Origin of the sequence: Gordonia malaquae (assembly GCF_037148075.1) — a bacterium.
Taxonomy (GTDB): domain Bacteria; phylum Actinomycetota; class Actinomycetes; order Mycobacteriales; family Mycobacteriaceae; genus Gordonia; species Gordonia malaquae.
This window is the reverse complement of record NZ_JBBCUB010000004.1, coordinates 1-18,067: the sequence shown is the minus strand read 5'-3', so window position 1 is coordinate 18,067 and position 18,067 is coordinate 1. Positions and strand designations below refer to the sequence as shown.

At 65.7% G+C, this 18,067-nt stretch carries 18 protein-coding genes; 16 read left to right on the top strand and 2 right to left on the bottom strand.

Annotation, left to right across the window (positions count from 1 at the left end; translation table 11 throughout):
* Positions 1-135: 135 nt before the first annotated feature.
* The 9 genes from atpB to WFK36_RS14525 all read left to right on the top strand — a co-directional run bounded on the left by atpB (position 136) and on the right by WFK36_RS14525 (position 7,803).
* Positions 136-876 (top strand): F0F1 ATP synthase subunit A, encoded by a 741-nt coding sequence (gene atpB, locus WFK36_RS14565; RefSeq protein WP_085950684.1) that lies wholly within the window; start codon positions 136-138, stop codon positions 874-876.
* Between the two features lie 115 nt (positions 877-991).
* Positions 992-1,234, top strand: a complete 243-nt coding sequence (locus tag WFK36_RS14560; protein WP_008381495.1) for an ATP synthase F0 subunit C — start codon at positions 992-994, stop codon at positions 1,232-1,234.
* Positions 1,235-1,250: 16 nt separating this feature from the next.
* Positions 1,251-1,820, top strand: a complete 570-nt coding sequence (locus WFK36_RS14555) for a F0F1 ATP synthase subunit B (RefSeq protein ID WP_008381493.1) — start codon at positions 1,251-1,253, stop codon at positions 1,818-1,820.
* Positions 1,821-1,922: 102 nt separating this feature from the next.
* On the top strand, positions 1,923-2,744 hold the full coding sequence (locus WFK36_RS14550; RefSeq protein ID WP_008381492.1) for a F0F1 ATP synthase subunit delta: 822 nt from the start codon (positions 1,923-1,925) through the stop codon (positions 2,742-2,744).
* A gap of 46 nt (positions 2,745-2,790) precedes the next feature.
* Positions 2,791-4,425, top strand: a complete 1,635-nt coding sequence (gene atpA / locus WFK36_RS14545; protein ID WP_336792560.1) for a F0F1 ATP synthase subunit alpha — start codon at positions 2,791-2,793, stop codon at positions 4,423-4,425.
* Position 4,426: 1 nt separating this feature from the next.
* Complete coding sequence (locus tag WFK36_RS14540; RefSeq protein ID WP_336792559.1) at positions 4,427-5,380, top strand: F0F1 ATP synthase subunit gamma; 954 nt, start codon at positions 4,427-4,429, stop codon at positions 5,378-5,380.
* Positions 5,381-5,414: 34 nt separating this feature from the next.
* Positions 5,415-6,863: a F0F1 ATP synthase subunit beta gene (atpD, locus tag WFK36_RS14535; protein WP_336792557.1), complete on the top strand. Its 1,449-nt coding sequence runs from the start codon at positions 5,415-5,417 to the stop codon at positions 6,861-6,863.
* Between the two features lie 9 nt (positions 6,864-6,872).
* Positions 6,873-7,250, top strand: coding sequence for a F0F1 ATP synthase subunit epsilon (locus WFK36_RS14530; RefSeq protein WP_008381484.1), 378 nt, complete (start codon positions 6,873-6,875; stop codon positions 7,248-7,250).
* A gap of 106 nt (positions 7,251-7,356) precedes the next feature.
* On the top strand, positions 7,357-7,803 hold the full coding sequence (locus WFK36_RS14525) for a DUF2550 domain-containing protein (protein ID WP_008381482.1): 447 nt from the start codon (positions 7,357-7,359) through the stop codon (positions 7,801-7,803).
* An 8-nt stretch (positions 7,804-7,811) separates the two neighbouring features.
* Here the strand turns inward: WFK36_RS14525 and WFK36_RS14520 are convergent, their stop codons facing one another.
* Positions 7,812-8,402: a cob(I)yrinic acid a,c-diamide adenosyltransferase gene (locus WFK36_RS14520; protein WP_336792555.1), complete on the bottom strand. Its 591-nt coding sequence runs from the start codon at positions 8,400-8,402 to the stop codon at positions 7,812-7,814.
* Positions 8,403-8,439: 37 nt separating this feature from the next.
* Here WFK36_RS14520 and murA point away from each other — a divergent pair, with 37 nt between their 5' ends.
* The 7 genes from murA (at position 8,440) to WFK36_RS14485 (ending at position 16,876) form a co-directional block, all read left to right on the top strand.
* On the top strand, positions 8,440-9,696 hold the full coding sequence (murA, locus tag WFK36_RS14515; RefSeq protein ID WP_008381477.1) for a UDP-N-acetylglucosamine 1-carboxyvinyltransferase: 1,257 nt from the start codon (positions 8,440-8,442) through the stop codon (positions 9,694-9,696).
* A 171-nt stretch (positions 9,697-9,867) separates the two neighbouring features.
* Complete coding sequence (mdo, locus tag WFK36_RS14510) at positions 9,868-11,139, top strand: NDMA-dependent methanol dehydrogenase (RefSeq protein WP_336792554.1); 1,272 nt, start codon at positions 9,868-9,870, stop codon at positions 11,137-11,139.
* A gap of 4 nt (positions 11,140-11,143) precedes the next feature.
* Complete coding sequence (locus tag WFK36_RS14505; RefSeq protein ID WP_336792553.1) at positions 11,144-12,166, top strand: MadB family AAA-type ATPase; 1,023 nt, start codon at positions 11,144-11,146, stop codon at positions 12,164-12,166.
* On the top strand, positions 12,163-13,692 hold the full coding sequence (gene madC / locus WFK36_RS14500) for a MadC family VWA domain-containing protein (RefSeq protein ID WP_336792552.1): 1,530 nt from the start codon (positions 12,163-12,165) through the stop codon (positions 13,690-13,692). Before WFK36_RS14505 ends, madC begins: the two co-directional genes overlap by 4 nt.
* 42 nt (positions 13,693-13,734) lie before the next feature.
* Positions 13,735-14,916: an iron-containing alcohol dehydrogenase gene (locus tag WFK36_RS14495; protein WP_008381470.1), complete on the top strand. Its 1,182-nt coding sequence runs from the start codon at positions 13,735-13,737 to the stop codon at positions 14,914-14,916.
* Positions 14,913-16,229 carry a MadS family sensor histidine kinase gene (locus WFK36_RS14490; protein WP_008381469.1) on the top strand — a complete coding sequence of 439 codons (1,317 nt, stop codon included), beginning with the start codon at positions 14,913-14,915 and terminating at the stop codon, positions 16,227-16,229. The genes WFK36_RS14495 and WFK36_RS14490 overlap by 4 nt, the downstream gene beginning before the upstream one ends.
* The gene (locus tag WFK36_RS14485; RefSeq protein ID WP_336792550.1) at positions 16,226-16,876 is read left to right on the top strand and encodes a MadR family response regulator transcription factor; all 651 of its coding nucleotides are present in this window, start codon (positions 16,226-16,228) and stop codon (positions 16,874-16,876) included. Before WFK36_RS14490 ends, WFK36_RS14485 begins: the two co-directional genes overlap by 4 nt.
* Here the strand turns inward: WFK36_RS14485 and mftM are convergent.
* Positions 16,846-17,613: a mycofactocin oligosaccharide methyltransferase MftM gene (gene mftM / locus WFK36_RS14480; protein WP_336792549.1), complete on the bottom strand. Its 768-nt coding sequence runs from the start codon at positions 17,611-17,613 to the stop codon at positions 16,846-16,848. The two genes, WFK36_RS14485 and mftM, sit on opposite strands and share 31 nt — an antisense overlap.
* Positions 17,614-18,067 lie beyond the last annotated feature (454 nt).

The window sequence follows — 18,067 nt, the reverse complement described above, 5'->3', positions numbered from 1 at the left end:
CGAATCGCCAAATGACAGTAGGACCCCCGCAGACCGTGAGGTCGGTGGGCCCGAGAACGGGAGAGAACGCTGAGCGCCATCCTCGCAGCTGGAGACGAATTCCACGCGCCGACACTGTGGGATTTCTATCCCGTGATGTTGTTCGGTGGAAACCAGCCCAACCCCGAGTGGTGGGGCATGGACCGCCTCATGCTCATCCGAGTCATCGTGTCTGTGCTGGTAGCCGGTGGCTTCCTCATCGCGATGCGCAGTCCGAAGGTCGTGCCGACCCGAGCGCAGAACGTCGCCGAGAGCATGCTCGACTGGGTCCGGATCAACATCGCCGAAGAGATCCTCGGCAAGGAGAACGGCCGCAAGTTCCTGACGATCATCGCCTCGATCTTCTTCGCGACGATCTTCCTCAACCTGACGTCGATCCTTCCGTTCCTGAACATCTCGACCAACGCGCGCATCGGCATGCCGCTGGTCATGGCGCTCGTCGCCTACATCACCTACTGCTGGGTCGGCATCTCCAAGTACGGGTTCTTCGGCTTCATCAAGTCGTCGATCGTGCTCCCGGGAGTGCCGCTGCCCGTGCACTTCCTGCTGGTCCCGATCGAGTTCGTCTCGACCTTCATCCTGCGTCCGTTCACGCTGACTGTCCGACTTCTCGCGAACATGCTCGCTGGCCACATCATGCTGGTCCTCTTCTTCTCGGCGACGCAGTTCTTCGTGATCACCAAGGGCGGCCTGTGGAGCCTGGCGGGTGTCGGCGGAATGATCGCGGGAATCGGATTCACGTTCTTCGAACTTCTGGTCATCGGCCTGCAGGCGTACATCTTCGCGCTGCTGACCGCCGTCTACATCGACCAGTCGATTCACGCAGACTCGCACTGACGCCGAGCTGTCCAACGACCAACTGAATAACTCGGATCCGGGACACTCCGGATTCGTCACGAACTGACTCACTCGCTCGACCGGGCGAGGAGCCATTAAGAAAGGGAATCGCAAGATGAGCATCGCCCAGACTCTGGCTGCAGACTCGACCATCACCGGTAAGGGCTTCGGCGCGATCGGTTACGGCCTCGCAGCCATCGGCCCCGGCATCGGTGTTGGCATCGTCGCCGGCAAGGCCATCGAGGGTATCGCCCGTCAGCCCGAGCTGGCCGGTCAGATCCGCACCACCATGTTCCTCGGTATCGCACTCTCTGAGGCTCTGGCGCTGATCGGTATCGTCGCCGGCTTCATCTTCTGATCGAGAGACGACTTCAATGATCAACGAACTGATGATTCTGGCGGAAGCAACGCCGGAAGAGGGCGGCGAACACCAGCCGCCGAATCCGCTGCTGCCGCAGTGGTACGACATCACCTGGTCGCTGGTCGCCTTCGCTGTCGTTCTCTTCGTCTTCTGGAAGTTCGTCATTCCGAAGTACCGCCAGGTGCTTGACGAGCGTCGCGACACGATCGAAGGCGGCATCGAGCGCGCCGAGGCCGCGCAGGCCGAAGCCGCTGCGTCGCTGAAGGCGTACCGCGAGCAGCTCGCAGGCGCTCGTGAAGAGGCAGCCGGAATCCGCGAAGAGGCCCGCAACCAGGGCACCCAGATCATCGCGGATCTGAAGGCTCAGGCGACCGCCGAAAGCGAACGGATCATCGCCAACGGGCACACTCAGCTCGACGCGCAGCGTCAGCAGGTCGTCTCCGAACTGCGCGGTGACCTCGGAAAGATGTCGGTCGACCTGGCCGAGAAGCTCGTCGGAGCTTCGCTGCAGGACGACGTCAAGCAGGCCGGAACCGTTGACCGGTTCCTCGCCGAGCTCGACGACGCGGCAAGCGCCAAGTAATCCAGGCAGCGACGGTGAGGAATGTGGGACGGCGAGCGGGCATCGACATGCCCCTCGCGCCCACTGACTCCTCGCCCAGCGGAGAAGAAGGAATGCAGATAGATGTACGCAGCGTCTAGCCGTGAAGCCCTCGAAGGGGCTCGCGTCGAGCTGGAGACCGCATTGCGCGGTTCGTCCGCACCGGCCACCGATTCGGTGACCGTCGGCGACGAACTGCTGTCGGTCGCCGAGACCGTCAACGACAATCGCTCGCTGCGCACCGCGCTGGCCGACTCGGCCACCGCTGCGGATGAGCGTGCGAAGATCGCCGACACCGTGCTGACCGGCAAGGTGTCCGATACCACGCGCGCTGTCGTCTCGTCGGCGGCGGCCCGAAACTGGTCGAGCGACGCCGACCTCGTCCGCGCACTCCAGTCCCTCGGTATCGAGGCTCTGCTGTTCGCTGCCAAGGAGACCGGTCGCATCGACACCGTCGAGGAGGAGCTCTTCCGCCTCGCTCGGATCGTCAAGGGCGACAACGCCCTCGAACAGGCTCTGTCTGATCGCACTCGCAGCGCCGCCGATCGCTTCGGCCTGCTTCGCAAGCTGATCAACGGCAAGGTCGACACGGTCACCGAGAAGCTGGCCGGTTACGGCGTCGGTCGCACCGACGTCCTGCCGGGCGACGCGATCGACGAGCTCTCGCAGCTCGCCGCCGCAAGCAACGGCCGCAAGGTCGCTTACGTGACCAGTGCAGGGGAGCTCTCCGCAGATCAGCGCACCGCGCTGTCGGCGAAGCTCGCCGCCATCTACGACGCGCCGGTCACCCTGCACGTCGACATCGATCCGGAACTCCTCGGTGGGGTCGTCGTCCGTGTGGGCGATGAGCGCATCGACGGCAGCCTGTCCGGCAAGATCGCAACGCTGCGCAGCGGCTTGCGCTAACCCATACGATTCCCAGATCACTTAGACAGCCAGGAGAAGCAGGAAAATGGCGGAGTTGACCATCTCCTCCGATGAAATTCGGAGCGCGATCGCAAGTTACACCCAGGAAGTGGGCGGCCAGGCCACTCGCGAAGAGGTGGGCACTGTCACCGACACCGGTGACGGCATCGCTCACGTCGCAGGCCTGCCCGGTGCCATGGCCAACGAGCTCCTCGAGTTCGAGGGCGGCATCCGCGGTGTGGCTCTGAACCTCGATCTCGACGAGGTCGGCGCCGTCATCCTCGGCGATTCGCAGAACATCGAAGAAGGCCAGGAAGTCAAGCGCACCGGCAACGTGCTGTCGGTTCCGGTCGGCGACAAGTTCCTCGGCCGCGTCATCGACCCGCTGGGCGCACCGATCGACGGCCTCGGCGCCATCGAGTCGGAGGGCGACCGCGTCCTCGAGCTCCAGGCGGCCTCGGTTCTCGAACGTCAGCCGGTCGAGGAGTCCCTCGCCACCGGTATCAAGGCCATCGACGCGATGACCGCGATCGGCCGCGGTCAGCGTCAGCTGATCATCGGCGACCGCAAGACCGGCAAGACTGCGGTCTGCATCGACGCGATCCTGAACCAGAAGGACAACTGGGCGACCGGCGACCCGGAGAAGCAGGTTCGCTGCATCTACGTCGCAGTCGGCCAGAAGGGTTCGACCATCGCAGGCGTCAAGAGCGCCCTCGAAGAGGCTGGCGCGATGGAGTACACCACCATCGTCGCAGCTCCCGCGTCCGACTCCGCCGGCTTCAAGTGGCTCGCACCGTACACCGGTTCGGCGCTCGGCCAGCACTGGATGTACCAGGGCAAGCACGTCCTCATCGTGTTCGACGACCTGTCGAAGCAGGCTGAGGCCTACCGCGCCATCTCGCTGCTGCTGCGTCGCCCGCCGGGCCGCGAGGCATACCCGGGTGACGTCTTCTACTTGCACTCGCGTCTGCTGGAGCGCTCGGCCAAGCTGTCCGACGCACTCGGCGGCGGTTCGATGACCGCACTGCCGATCATCGAGACCAAGGCCAACGACGTGTCGGCGTTCATCCCGACCAACGTCATCTCGATCACCGACGGCCAGGTCTTCCTGGAGTCGGACCTCTTCAACAAGGGTGTCCGTCCCGCCATCAACGTCGGCATCTCGGTGTCGCGTGTCGGTGGCGCCGCCCAGACCAAGGGCCTCAAGGACGTCTCGGGTTCGCTGCGTCTGGAGCTCGCACAGTTCCGTGAGCTGGAAGCCTTCTCGGCCTTCGCCTCGGACCTGGACGCCGCTTCGAAGGCACAGCTCGAGCGCGGCGCCCGCTGGGTGGAACTGCTGAAGCAGGACCAGTACAGCCCGGTCTCGGTTGAAGACCAGATCGTGTCGCTCTACCTCTGTGGTGAGGGCTTCATGGACTCGGTTCCGGTCGCCGATGTGCGTCGCTTCGAGTCGGAGCTGCTGGCCGACCTGCACCACACGGCCGCAGGCGTCTACTCGAACATCGAGGGCGGCAAGAAGCTCTCGGGCGACGACAAGGCTGCTCTCGAGACCGCGACGAACAACTTCAAGGCAGGCTTCATCGCGACCGACGGCAGCCGTGTCGTCGAGCTCGAGGCCGATGCTCTGGCTGCCGAGGACGTCGAGTCCGAGACGATCCGAGTGACGAAGAAGCAGAAGTAACATGGCCACTATTCGGGAGCTGCGCTCACGGATCAGGTCGATCCAGTCGACCAAGAAGATCACGAAGGCGCAGGAGCTGATCGCGACCTCGCGTATCACCAAGGCACAGGCTCGCGTGGCTGCCGCGCGTCCTTACTCCGAGGAGATCACGCGGGTCGTCACGACGCTGGCCAGTGCGAGCTCGTCGCTCGACAGTCCGCTGTTGACTGCTCGCGAGACGCCGAAGCGTGCTGCCGTCCTGGTCGTGACCAGCGACAGCGGCCAGTGCGGCGGCTACAACTCGAACGTGCTCAAGGAGACCGAAGAGCTTCTGTCGCTGCTCCGCAGCGAGGGCAAGACCCCGGTCGTGTACGTGATGGGCCGCAAGGGCATCGGGTACTACACGTTCCGCGATCGTCCGATCGCAGCGAGTTGGTCGGGCTTCTCGCAGCAGCCCGCATTCGCCGACAGCGCGGCAGCCGTTCACCACCTGGTGGACGCGTTCCTCGCCGGTTCGGACGAGTCGGTCACGCTGCCTCAGGGCGGCGAGATCGAGGGCTTCGACGAACTGCACGTGGTCTACACGCGCTTCGTGTCGATGCTGACTCAGAAGCCGATCGTCCGCCGTATGGCGCCGATCGACATCGAGTTCGAGACCGAGCAGCTGCAGATGGGCGACGACATGCTCGTCGACAACGGCAATGCACACGTCTCGGCCGAGGTCGAGTTCGAGCCGGAGGCCAAGGAACTGCTCGACGCGCTGCTGCCCAAGTACGTCGCGTCCCGCATCTTCGCAGCCCTGCTCGATGCCGCTGCATCGGAGAACGCCGCACGTCGTACCGCCATGAAGGCGGCAACCGACAACGCGAACGAGCTCGAGAAGAGCCTGTCCAGGCAGGCCAACGCGGCACGTCAGGCACAGATCACCCAGGAAATCAGCGAAATCGTCGGCGGCGTCGAGGCGCTGGCGAACTGATCGCGACAAGACAACCGAGGAAAGTGAAACAACAATGACTGCAGCAGTCACCGACTCGAACGCGGGTGCCGCCACGGCCACCGCGGGTCGTGTCGCCCGGGTGATCGGCCCCGTCGTCGACGTCGAGTTCCCGCGCGGCGCCATCCCCACTCTGTTCAACGCCCTGCACGCCGAGGTCACCCTCGCCGCTGTCGCCAAGACGCTGACCCTCGAGGTCGCTCAGCATCTCGGTGACAACATGGTGCGCACCGTCTCGATGCAGCCGACCGACGGCCTGGTCCGCGGCGCTGCCGTCGTCGACACCGGCAAGCCGATCTCGGTTCCCGTCGGCGACGTCGTCAAGGGCCACGTCTTCAACGCACTGGGCGACTGCCTGGACGCACCGGGCACCGGTCGCGACGGCGAGCAGTGGGGCATCCACCGCAAGCCCCCGGCCTTCGACCAGCTCGAGGGCAAGACGGAGATCCTCGAGACCGGCATCAAGGTCATCGACCTCCTGACCCCGTACGTCAAGGGCGGCAAGATCGGTCTGTTCGGTGGTGCCGGTGTCGGCAAGACCGTTCTGATCCAGGAGATGATCACCCGTATCGCTCGCGAGTTCTCCGGCACCTCGGTGTTCGCAGGCGTCGGCGAACGTACCCGTGAGGGCACCGACCTCCACCTGGAGATGGAAGAGATGGGCGTGCTTCAGGACACCGCCCTCGTCTTCGGCCAGATGGATGAGCCCCCAGGGACGCGTATGCGCGTCGCCCTCTCGGCCCTGACCATGGCCGAGTACTTCCGCGACGTGCAGCAGCAGGACGTTCTGCTGTTCATCGACAACATCTTCCGCTTCACGCAGGCCGGTTCCGAGGTCTCGACCCTTCTCGGTCGTATGCCTTCGGCCGTCGGTTACCAGCCGACGCTGGCCGACGAGATGGGTGAGCTCCAGGAGCGCATCACGTCGACCAAGGGCCGTTCGATCACCTCGCTGCAGGCGATCTACGTCCCCGCCGACGACTACACCGACCCGGCACCGGCGACCACGTTCGCGCACCTCGATGCGACCACCGAGCTCTCGCGCCCGATCTCGCAGCTGGGCATCTACCCGGCCGTGGACCCGCTGACCTCGACCTCGCGAATCCTCGAGGCGTCGATCGTCGGTGACGAGCACTTCCGCGTCGCCAACGAGGTCAAGCGGATCCTGCAGAAGTACAAGGAACTGCAGGACATCATCGCCATTCTCGGTATGGACGAGCTCTCGGAAGAGGACAAGGTCACGGTCGCCCGCGCGCGTCGTATCCAGAAGTTCCTCGGCCAGAACTTCCTGGTCGCCGAGAAGTTCACCGGCCAGGTCGGTTCGGTCGTGCCGCTCGCCGAGACCATCGACGCGTTCGACCGCCTGTGCAAGGGCGAGTTCGATCACCTGCCGGAGCAGGCGTTCAACAGCTGTGGCGGACTCGACGACGTCCTCGCCGCTGCTGAGAAGATCGCCGGAAAGTAGTCGACCGCGATGTCTGACAAGACTTTCCGTCTCGACGTGGTCGCACCGGACGCCGCTCTCTACTCCGGAGAGGCGACGTTCGTCAGCGCACAGACCACCGTCGGTCAGATCGGCATCCTGGCCAACCACGAGCCGATGCTGGGCGAACTCGCCCCGGGCGGCGCCGTGGTCCTCACGGAGGCAGGCGGTGCTCGCAAGGCACTCGCCGTCCAGGGTGGATTCCTGTCCGTCTCGGCCACCACGGTGACCGTGCTCGCAGAGTCCGCGCAGTTCTCCACCGACATCGACGTGGCCGCAGAGCGTGCCGCACTGGAGTCGGCAACCGAGGGCAGCGAGGCGTTCCTCACCGCGAAGTCCCGTATTCGCGCCGTGGAAGCCGTGAGCTGACAGCGGTCAGATCTGTGAAGTGATCCATTGACGAAGAGCCGTCCTGCACCGCAGGGCGGCTCTTCGCGTACCTTCGATGACGACGAGACGAGAGAAGGAGGCGCATATGCCACCGTGGTTGTGGATTCTCTGTCTAGTCGTGCTCGGCGGAGTCGCCGGCGTGAGTCTGGTCGTGTACCGACTCCGCCTGATGCGATCGGCAGGAACGCCGATGCTGCTGCGCGAACTGCCGGCGGCCGCTGACGCAGGCTGGCGTCATGGCGCCATTCACTACACAGACGACGCACTCGTGTACTACCGGCTGTCTTCGTTGCGGCCCGGACCGACGCTGAGCCTGTCCCGGCGCCGCATCGACGTCGTCGCCCGCCGAAGCCCCTCCGGCACCGAGCTGGAGATCATGGACGCCGACGTCGTGGTGGTGGAACTCGCTGTCGGACGCCGCGGCCAAGGCGGTCGCTACGAGATCGCGATGGCTCCGGAACTCGTCATGGCGTTCCAATCCTGGATCGAAGCTCGATCACCCAAACGCGCGCGCCGGCGCCCCGCGGCGTGAGCGCTGCCTCAGCGTTCGCGAGCCCCTCCGGGAACCCACTTCACGTCGCCGACTCCGGCCCGGACGTTGGCGACCCGTCCGAGGATGAACAGAAGATCCGAAAGCCGGTTGAGGTACTTCGCCGGAAGTAGCGACGTGTCGTCGGGGTGGCCGTCGATGGCCGCCCACGCTGACCGTTCTGCCCTCCGCACAGTCACTCGAGCCTGGTGAAGGTACGCCGACAGGGGAGTGCCGCCGGGGAGAATGAACGAGTCGAGCGGCTCGAGTTCCTCGCCGAAGGTGTCGCACCAGGTCTCCAACGCGTCGACGTACGACGCCTCGACGCGCAGAGGCGGATACTCGGGTTCTGCGACGACCGGGGTCGACAGGTCAGCGCCGGCGTCGAACAGATCGTTCTGGACGGTCGTGAGGACAGACGCGATGTCGTCGGGCACCTCGCCCGCCACGGTGAGGGCCAGACCGATCGCTGCGTTGGCCTCGTCGCAGTCGGCGTAGGCGACCACCCGCAGGTCGGTCTTGGCGACTCGGGAGAAGTCCGACAGGCCGGTGGTTCCGTCGTCGCCGGTGCGGGTGTAGATGCGTGTGAGATGAACTGCCATGACAGGGAACTTACGCGCCTGCCGATAGACTGTGCCGGTGAGTGATCGCTATCTAGTGACCGGTGGGGCACGTCTCGTAGGTGAAGTTGTCGTCGGCGGCGCCAAGAACAGCGTGTTGAAGCTGATGGCGGCGGCCCTTCTGGCGGAGGGGCGCACAGTTCTGACAAACGCTCCCGAGATCGCCGATGTGCCGTTGATGGCCGATGTGCTTCGTGGGCTCGGTGCCACCGTGGAGATCACCGGTGACACCGTCGTGATCGATTCGCCTGCCGAACCCGAGTACCACGCCGACTTCGACGCCGTGAAGCAGTTCCGTGCGTCGGTGTGCGTCCTCGGTCCGTTGATGGCTCGCTGCAAGCGGGCCGTCGTTGCGCTGCCCGGTGGAGACGCGATCGGTTCGCGACCGCTCGACATGCATCAGGCCGGCCTCCGGGCGCTGGGCGCGCGGAGTTCCATCGAGCACGGATGTGTGGTCGCCGAAGCCGACAGTCTGCACGGGGCGGAGATCGCGCTCGGGTTTCCGTCGGTGGGGGCAACCGAGAACATCCTCATGGCGGCGGTCCTCGCCGACGGTGTCACGACGATCGAGAACGCTGCCCGCGAACCAGAGATCGTCGACCTGTGCGAGATGCTCCAGCAGATGGGCGCCGTCATCGATGGTGCAGGCACCCCGACGCTCACCGTCACCGGAGTGCAGGCTCTGCACCCGACGACCCACCACGTGGTGGGCGATCGCATCGTCGCGGGCACGTGGGGTACCGCAGCGGCCATGACGCGCGGCGACATCACCGTGCGGGGCATCGATCCCGAACACCTTCGACTCGTCCTCAAGAAGTTCGAGGACGCGGGCGCCCGTGTCGATCGTTTCGACGACGGCTTCCGGGTAGTCCAGGAGAAGCGACCGGTTGCGGTCAACACCGCCACTCTGCCGTTCCCCGGGTACCCGACCGATCTCCAGCCGATGGCCATCGGGCTCGCGACGATCTCCGACGGACTGTCCGTCGTGACCGAGAACGTCTTCGAAGCGCGCTTCCGATTCGTCGAGGAGTTGGTCCGTCTCGGCGCCGACGCCCGCACCGACGGCCACCACGCGGTGATCCGCGGCGTGGATGCGCTCTCCAGCGCACCGGTGTGGTCGTCCGACATCCGTGCAGGAGTCGGTCTTGTGCTCGCCGGACTCGTCGCCGACGGTGTGACCGAGGTGCACGACATCGAGCACATCGATCGCGGTTACCCGGACTTCGAGAATCAGCTGCGGACGCTCGGCGGGACGATCGAGCGCGTCCGCGACTGACGTCGCGTATCCCTGTACGGGAGGGTCGCGGGCACCTGTCCGATCGGACAGGTCGGGCCCTGATCGCCTGGACCGAGTCGCTGCGCTGCAGGTCAGGAGCGCTGGACGGCCCAGTGACGTGGGGCACACGCTGTGAGGGACAACAGTCCACAGTCACAGGAGTTGAGCCGCATGGCAATCGAACTGAATCAGATCTGGGATTTCCCGATCAAGGAGTTCCACCCCTTCCCCAAGGCCAAGTTGGGTGTCGGCGCCCATGACATGCTCGGCGTCGAGGCGAAGGAACTCGGCATGACCCGCGTACTCCTGATGACCACGGGACTGCGCGGCTCGGGAATCATCGAAGAGTTGACCGGCAAGATCGAGTACCAGGGTGTAGACGTCGTCCTGTTCGACGAAGTGCAGTCGAACCCCAAGGACACGAACGCGATGGACGCCGCGGCGCGTTACCAGTCGGAGAAGTGCGACGGCATCATCTCCGTCGGAGGCGGATCAAGCCACGACGCGGCGAAGGGCGCGCGCATGGTGATCGCGCACGACGGTCGGAACATCAACGAGTTCGAGGGCTTCTCGAAGGCCACGAATAAGGAGAACCCGAAGCACATCGCGGTCTCGACCACGGCGGGCACCGGTTCGGAGACGTCCTGGGCGTACGTCATCACAGACACCTCCGATATGGAGAAGCCCCACAAGTGGGTGGCTTTCGACGACACCTGCCTCGTCGATCTGGCGATGGACGACCCGTTGTTGTACTACTCGTGCCCGCAGGAGTTCACCGCCTACTGCGGCTTCGACGTCCTCGCACATGCCAGTGAGCCGTGGGTGTCGCGCCTGGACTTCGCTCCTTCGCTCGGCAACGCCAAGTACTCGATCGAACTCATCGCGAAGCATCTGCCGACCGCGGTGTACGACCCGCACAATCTCGAGGCCCGCACCGGCATGATGCACGCCCAGTACATCGCCGCGCAGGCGTTCAATTCGGGTGGTCTCGGCCAGATCCACTCGATGTCGCACGCCGTCAGCGCCTACTTCGATCTGCATCACGGCCTGAACAACGCGATCGCCCTCCCTCGCGTCTGGGAGTACAACCTTCCGGCCCGCTACGAGCGCTTCGCGGAGATGGCGCCCCTTCTGGGCGTCGACACCCGGAACATGACCACCGTCCAGGCTGCAGACTCGGCCGTCGACGCCGCGATCCGGCTGTCGAAGGACCTGGGAATCCCGGACAACTTCGGATCGGTCCGACCGGAGAGCTACCAGAAGAATCGAATGAACACGGGCCTGTACGAAGGCCGCGGAACCCAGATCGACACGTCGGACGAGATGGTCCGCACGATCTCCGAGCACATGATGGGCGACTGGTGCACGCCGGCCAACCCGCGCGAGTGCACGGTCGAGTCGCAGTTGCCGATGATCCGTCACGCCATGACCGGAAGCTACTGACCCGATGATCAACGTGGACGCCGGACCCGTCGACGGTTTCGACACCGCCGACGACCTCACCGATGCGCTGGCAGGGGAAGGATACCTGATCCAACCGGACCTCGCAGTGGTGTTGCACCTGGCGACCCTCCTCGGTCGGCCCCTCCTTCTCGAGGGGCCCGCCGGGGTGGGCAAGACCGAACTCGCCAAGGCCCTTGCCGCAGCATCCGGTCGGGAGTTGATTCGACTGCAGTGTTACGAGGGGCTGGACGATTCCCGATCCCTGTACGAGTGGGATTACGCACGCCAACTGCTGCATGTGCAGATGCTCCGCGACCGCATCAGTGAGGAACTGTCGACGCACAAGACGCTGGCCGCTGCGTCTGCGGCACTGGCCCGGACCGATGTCGGTGTGTACACCGAGGAGTTCTTGGTGCCGCGGCCGCTGTTGGCGGCGATCCTGTCACCGTCGCCGACAGTCCTGCTCGTCGACGAGATCGACAGGACGGATGAGGCAGTCGAAGCGGTGATGCTCGAAGTGCTCGCCGAACGCCAGGTGACCGTGCCCGAACTCGGAACGTTCACCTCACGGTCGGAACCGTGGGTGATCCTGACGTCCAACGACACCCGCGAGTTGTCACCTGCCCTCAAACGGCGGTGTCTGCATTTTCAAGTCGACTATCCGACGGCGGAACGCGAACAGCAGATCGTCGCGGTGCGTGCGCCGGAGGTGCCTGCTGAGATCGTCAGCGATGTCGTCGACCTCGCACGGCGTCTCCGTGAGTTGCCTCTGCGCAAGAGCCCGTCGATCGCGGAAGTGATCGACGCGGCCCGGGCGTCGGCGCTGTTGACCGGTGCCGACGGCGACGTCGACACCAGTGCTGACGGCGCGCTGATGTCGTTGCTCGTCAAGTTCGGCACCGACCTCGACCAGGTCCGGCGCAGCCTGGCCGCGCCGTCGCGATCGACGAGCCGGACGGTGGGCACGTCGACCGAGGCGGCGTTCGGTGCGGGTCGGTCTCGCGTGGGGGTCGGAGCGCGGGGATGATCACAGCGCTGACGCCGGGCGTCCTCGACGAGTTGGCTGTCGCCTTCGGACGGGCTCTGCGCCATGTCGGGATCCCGGCGTCGCCCGCGGAGGTGATCGAGGTCCGGCGGGTGCTGGCTTTCATCGGCGCCTCGGACCTCCAGCGCCTCCGCTGTGCGCTGCGCGCGGTGAGCGTGAAGTACGCGCACGAGAGGCCGTTGTTCGAGATCGCCTTCGACGTCTACTTCGATCTCGGTGAGCCGCCGGAGTCGGATCCGAACCCGGCGGTGATGAGGAGCGTCGCGAACGATCTCCCCGACGACGTCGACTGGGACGACGATTTCGTCGGCGCGGGGCGCATGATCGGCGCCGACGAGCACACCGAGGAGATCGGTGCGCTGATGATCGACGATCCGGACGCCCGTGAGCGGACCGGCGAGAGCTCACATCGCGAGGACGACGACTTCTCGGTGTCGTCCGGCACGGAGGAGCTCCAGGTCGCGACCGAATCGTCGACGGTCGGCAGCGGTGCGACGTACACGATCGACGTGGATCACGCGTCCGCGGCCGATGTCGGTGAGCTCGTCGGCACCGGTGCCAGAGTGGAGAGCGGATCACTGTCACTGGCCGACGCGGCGGGTCTGCTCCGTGCGCTCGGTGCAAGCGACGGCAGAGCGGCGTACCAGGCCGAGGGTGTCGACGACGCTGTCCTGAATCAGCGACAACGCGATTCGCTGCGGGAGGCGCTCGCGAGATTCGTCGCCGCGTTGTCCGACCGTCTCGAGGCCACGAGCGATGCACGTGCGGGAGACGCAGTCGACCCGAAGTCGCGGGTTCACCGTGACCAGGCCGACATCGACCGTGCCTGTCACCGACTGGTGCAGCGGATGCGAGGCGCGCCTCGACGCGTGCCCCGACTCACCGACCGCGGTCGACTCGACATGCGTGCCACCATGCGGTCCGCAGTCGCGACCGATGGAGTTCCGGTGGAACTCTGGCGTCGACGCGTGGTGCCCGGCCCGGTCCGTCTATTGGTGATGGTCGACGTGTCGCTGTCGGTACGGCCGGTCGCGGGCTTCATTCTTCGACTTGCGCAGACCTTGCACAGGTTCGGCGACCGGTGCGAGGTGATCGCATTCGTCGATCGACCGGTCCTGGTCACGTCGGCCCTTCGCTCGGCGTCGTCGGACGATGCGCTCGCCGCAGTCCTCGCCGCCGACGGGCTCGACCTGGCCGCGACAAGCGACTACGGGAGAGTCTGGACGGAGACCCTCGACGTGTTCGGTGACCTGGTGTCTCGCCGTACCAGCGTCCTGGTGGTGGGGGACGCTCGCAGCAATGCATTCGATCCTCGCGTCGACCTGTTCGCCGACCTGGCGAGACGATCACACCGGGTGGCGTGGCTCACTCCCGAGCCGTCCCGCTACTGGGGCCAGACCGGTTGCGCCCTGGACGATTACGAGGAGCATTGCGCGGGCGTTGTCAGCGCTCGTGACGGCGCCGAGATCCTGACTCGGTGTGACGAACTCGGTGCCGCCCTCGGATGAGGACGGTAGCGTCGTGAGTCAGCAGGAGGAGGTGGACGGCCGGTGACCAGCGACGGCGAATTCGGGCGTCGGCGTGCAGCCACGGTGGCCAAGTTCCACACGCCGGAGATCGTGCTCGGCCGGGGAGCGTTTCCCGAGGCGGCCATCGCGGCCGCTGGGCTCGGGATCCAGCGGCCGCTCATCGTGTCCGACCGCAAGATCGAGCAGACCCCCTGGTACGAGCGGCTCGTCGCCGATCTTCGCGGGCAGGGGCTCGAATCAGGGTCGTACCTCGGGGTGTCCCCGAACCCGAGGGCCCATGAGATCGCCGAAGGGTTCAGCGCGTACCAGACGCACGCCGCAGACGGCATCGTCGCCGTCGGCGGCGGATCGGTGATCGACGCCGCGAAGGGGATCGCCGTCCTCGCGTCGAACGGTGGACTGATCCTCGAGTACGAGGGCATCGACAAGGCACGACGGCCGCTGCCCCCTTTGGTGGTGGTGCCGACGACCGCAGGCAGCGGGGCGGATGTGTCGCAGTTCTGCATCGTCAACAACCCCGACCGGCGCACCAAGGTCACGATCATCGGGCGGACTCTCGTGCCGAACGTGACGGTGATCGACCCCACGATGCTCACCACCGCACCGCCCGAAGTGACGGCGCAGGCCGGTATGGACACGCTCACCCACTGCATTGAGGCGTATGTGTCGCTGGCACACGGCAGTCTCACCGATGCTTTGGCCCTCGAGTCGCTGACCGGGGTGTGGGCGAATCTCGAGCGGCTCGTCGACGACAGGACCGATCCGGTGGCAGGCGAGGAGATGGCACTGGCGTCGCTGCGCGCGGGCATGGCGTTCACCAACGCGATCCTCGGTGCCACCCACGCCATGAGTCACCCGGTCGGCGGACACTGCGACGCTCCGCACGGAACGATCAACGCCGTCCTCCTCCCGCACGTCATCCGTTACAACGCGCTCGTGTGCGCAGACGACTTCGTCCGCCTCTCCGACGCCGTCGGGCTCTCCACCAGCGGTGATCCCCGAACAGTCGCCGACCGTCTCGCCGACGCGGTGGCCCGACTCGGTGCGCGGGTCGGCATGCCCGACACTCTGGGGCCGCTCGGAGTGGAGACCGTCGACGTAGGCCTCCTCACGACGAACGCGCTCGCCGATTCGTGCATGATCACCAACCCGCGCCGCCCGGAAGAGGCGGAGATCGCCGACCTGTATCGGCAGGCGCTGTGAGCTCGCCCATCGATCCCGATCTGGCCTCCCTCGTCGGGCTGCGCACCGTCAAGGGCGGTCACTACGCGCAGTACCGCGGCAGCGAGGCGAGTCTCAATCGCGTGATGATGGCGCTCGAAGGAATCTCCAAAGCACTCGTTCAGACAGCGGCGGGCCCGGAGACGTTGCTCGTCGCGGTTGTGGAGACCGTGCGAACCCACCTCGACGCCGAGTGGGTGCTGTTCGCGCTGGCCGACGGACAGTTGTCGGGGACTGAGCCGCGGCACCTGATCGCGAACGGAGACGGCGAGATCCTCGCCTTCGAGGGAGTCACGATAGCGACCCCGCCCACCGGGCTTCCCGATCCGGTGCTGAATCGGCTCAACGATGTGCTCCGCGGTGAAGTCACCGTGCTGCACGCGCCGATCGTCGACGACCATCACGTGCACGTGCCGGTCGAACTCGACGGCGCGGTGGTCGGTGGATTGTCCGCCTGGACGAGCGGCGACCGCCGGGGCGATCCGTCGGACCTCACGGTTCTACGGATTCTCGCCGGTCAGGCGACCGTTGCGCTCGTCAACTCCTCGTTGTTCCTCCAGGCTCAGCAACGAGCAGAGGAACTCGCCGAACGAAATGACGAACTCGTGCAGACGCAACGCGAACTGTCGGCAGTGCAGCGCTACGCGCTGCTCAGCGCCGAACGTGCCCGGATCGCGCGCGAACTCCACGACTCCGTCGGGCAGACAGTTCTATCGGCTGGACTTCAGATGGAGTTGTGCCGCGGCGAGGTGAGCCCGGCCGGGGCAGATCATCTGGAAAAGGCTGTCCGTCTGAGCCGGGACGCCATGGAGCACCTCCGCGGCGCGATCTTCACCCTCACTCAACCGAGCGAACCGTCGTCGAGCATCGCGGACACCCTCGAGGAACTGTGCGGTCTGCACATGCCGCCAGGAGTCGATACGAGCGTGTCGGTGCGCGGCCGCGTTCGGGAGCTGCCAGGCGACGTCCAGCACGCTGTCCTGCGGATCGTGGGGGAGTCACTCGTCAATGCAGCGCTCCATGCCGATCCGTCCCGTGTGGCCGTCACCCTCGAGTACAACTCGGAGGGGGTTCGCCTGCGCGTCGACGACGACGGGATCGGGGATCCATCCGTCTTGCGCTCGGTCCTCCGGTCCGCCGAGCGCGGCGACATCGCCCAGGGCCGCAGCCGGGGACTCGCGAACATGGCTTCCCGAGCCTTCGAACACCACGGCTCGTTCTCGATCCGACGATCCCGACTCGGGGGCGTTCGGATCGCGGCATCTGTGCCCTCACCTGCAGAGGAGCGTCCATGACCACACACGAACAGGCCATCCGCACGGTTCTCGTCGACGATCACGCGCTGCTGCGGGAGGGTCTCCGGGCTCTGCTCGGTCGGTCGGAGGATGTCACCGTCGTCGGCGAGGCCGACTCATACGAATCTGCGCTCGCCGAAGTCGCGATCAGCAGACCGGACGTCGTGGTGGTCGATCTCAAACTCACTGCGGGCGCGGACTACGACGGTCTTCGGTTGGTCGGTGAGATCACACGTCGTCACCCCGACGTCGCCACGCTGGTCCTCACCACGTTTCTCGATGACGACCTTGTGATCCGAGCGGTCCGCGCCGGCGCACGCGGGTACGTGGTGAAAGACGTCGACACGACGGAGCTGGTACGGGCCGTGCGGGCGGTCGCCTCCGGTGGCAGCGCATTCGATCCCCGCAGCGCGACGAGTGTGCTTCGCACGATGGCGGGAGGACACGATCCGTCGGCCGAACTGACCGACCGCGAACGTGAAGTGCTCCGTCACCTGGCGCAGGGAGAGTCGAACGGGCAGATCGGTGCGGCGCTCTACATCTCGGAATCGACGGTCAAGTTCCACATCCGCAACGTCATCCGGAAGCTCGGAGTGAGCCGCCGGACAGACGCGGTCTATGTAGCGAGCAAACGCGGCTTGATCTGACCGGAGTCGGAGCAGGGGGCGACGTCGAGAACAAGCCAACCGCCGCAGTCGGTGAACACAGTGGCCCGCACACCGCATCGGACCCACGGGGCCGCCCACGTCAGCAGATCCTCCTCGCTCAGGCTCACCAGATGACCGAAGTGTTCGGACGGTTCGTCCTCGAAAGGCACCGCGATCACCACTCGTCGACGTGCGACACGGACAGCTTCGGCGATCGCCGCCGAGACATCGCCGGGTTCGAGATGCTCGAGGAGGTGAATCAGAGTCACCGTGTCGACGGAGCGGTCGGGGTAGGGGAGTGCTCGCGCGTCGCCGATGCGCGGAGTCAGCGGCAGGCCGAGACGGAGAGACTCGTGTGCGAGTCGTTCCACGGCGCCAGGACAGATGTCGCAGGCGTCGACCACATGCCCGTCCTGAACGCATTGCAGGGCGAAGAGCCCGAAGCACGAACCGACCTCGAGCACGCTGGAACCCGAGAGCAACGACAGCGCCTGCCGATGGATCCGCGCGAATTCGACAGTGCCGGCGCGCAACTCCGCCAGCGAGTTGACGTAGAAGGCGTGCCATCCGTCGGCGGGACTGTCGCCGCAGGTCTCGATGACGCGGACCATCGCCTCCTCGAACCCGCGCTGTCCGTCGAGATCTCCGGCTGCTGCCATGGCGCTGAGCACCGGGACGAGCGCACCGTCGCTCACCGAATCGAGGGTGAACGTGCGGTGCAGATCGGCGATCGTCATGCTGTCGACGCTAGGACCGCTTCGAACCCTCGAGAACTGCCTGATCGGGTCGTTCAGCCACCCGAAAGGTCAGGTCCCCTCCTCCGACGTGCCGGGCGCGAACGTCTGACCAGGCGATTTGTCATCCGGCGCGGTTGTGCGTAACTTATGTCGAGTCCGAGCGGCCAGGCCGCGAAGGACAAACTCCCTCCAACTTCTTCACCGGGTCGCGAGATGCCGGTGGTGGTGTTGGTGGGTCCGGTTGCCGCCGATACGCCGATTTGCACTGCAGAGCGGGGTGAGGCTAGACTGGAAGAGTTGGCCCGAAACGGTCGGCAGATATTCAAGTTCACTGGAGTTCGGTCCGCGAGTGTGTGGGTTGGTGCTGGTGGGTGTGTGTTCTTTGAGAACTCGATAGTGTGTAAATAGATGTTCTTGTGCCACATTATTTTTGTTTTGTGGCATGGAGGATGTT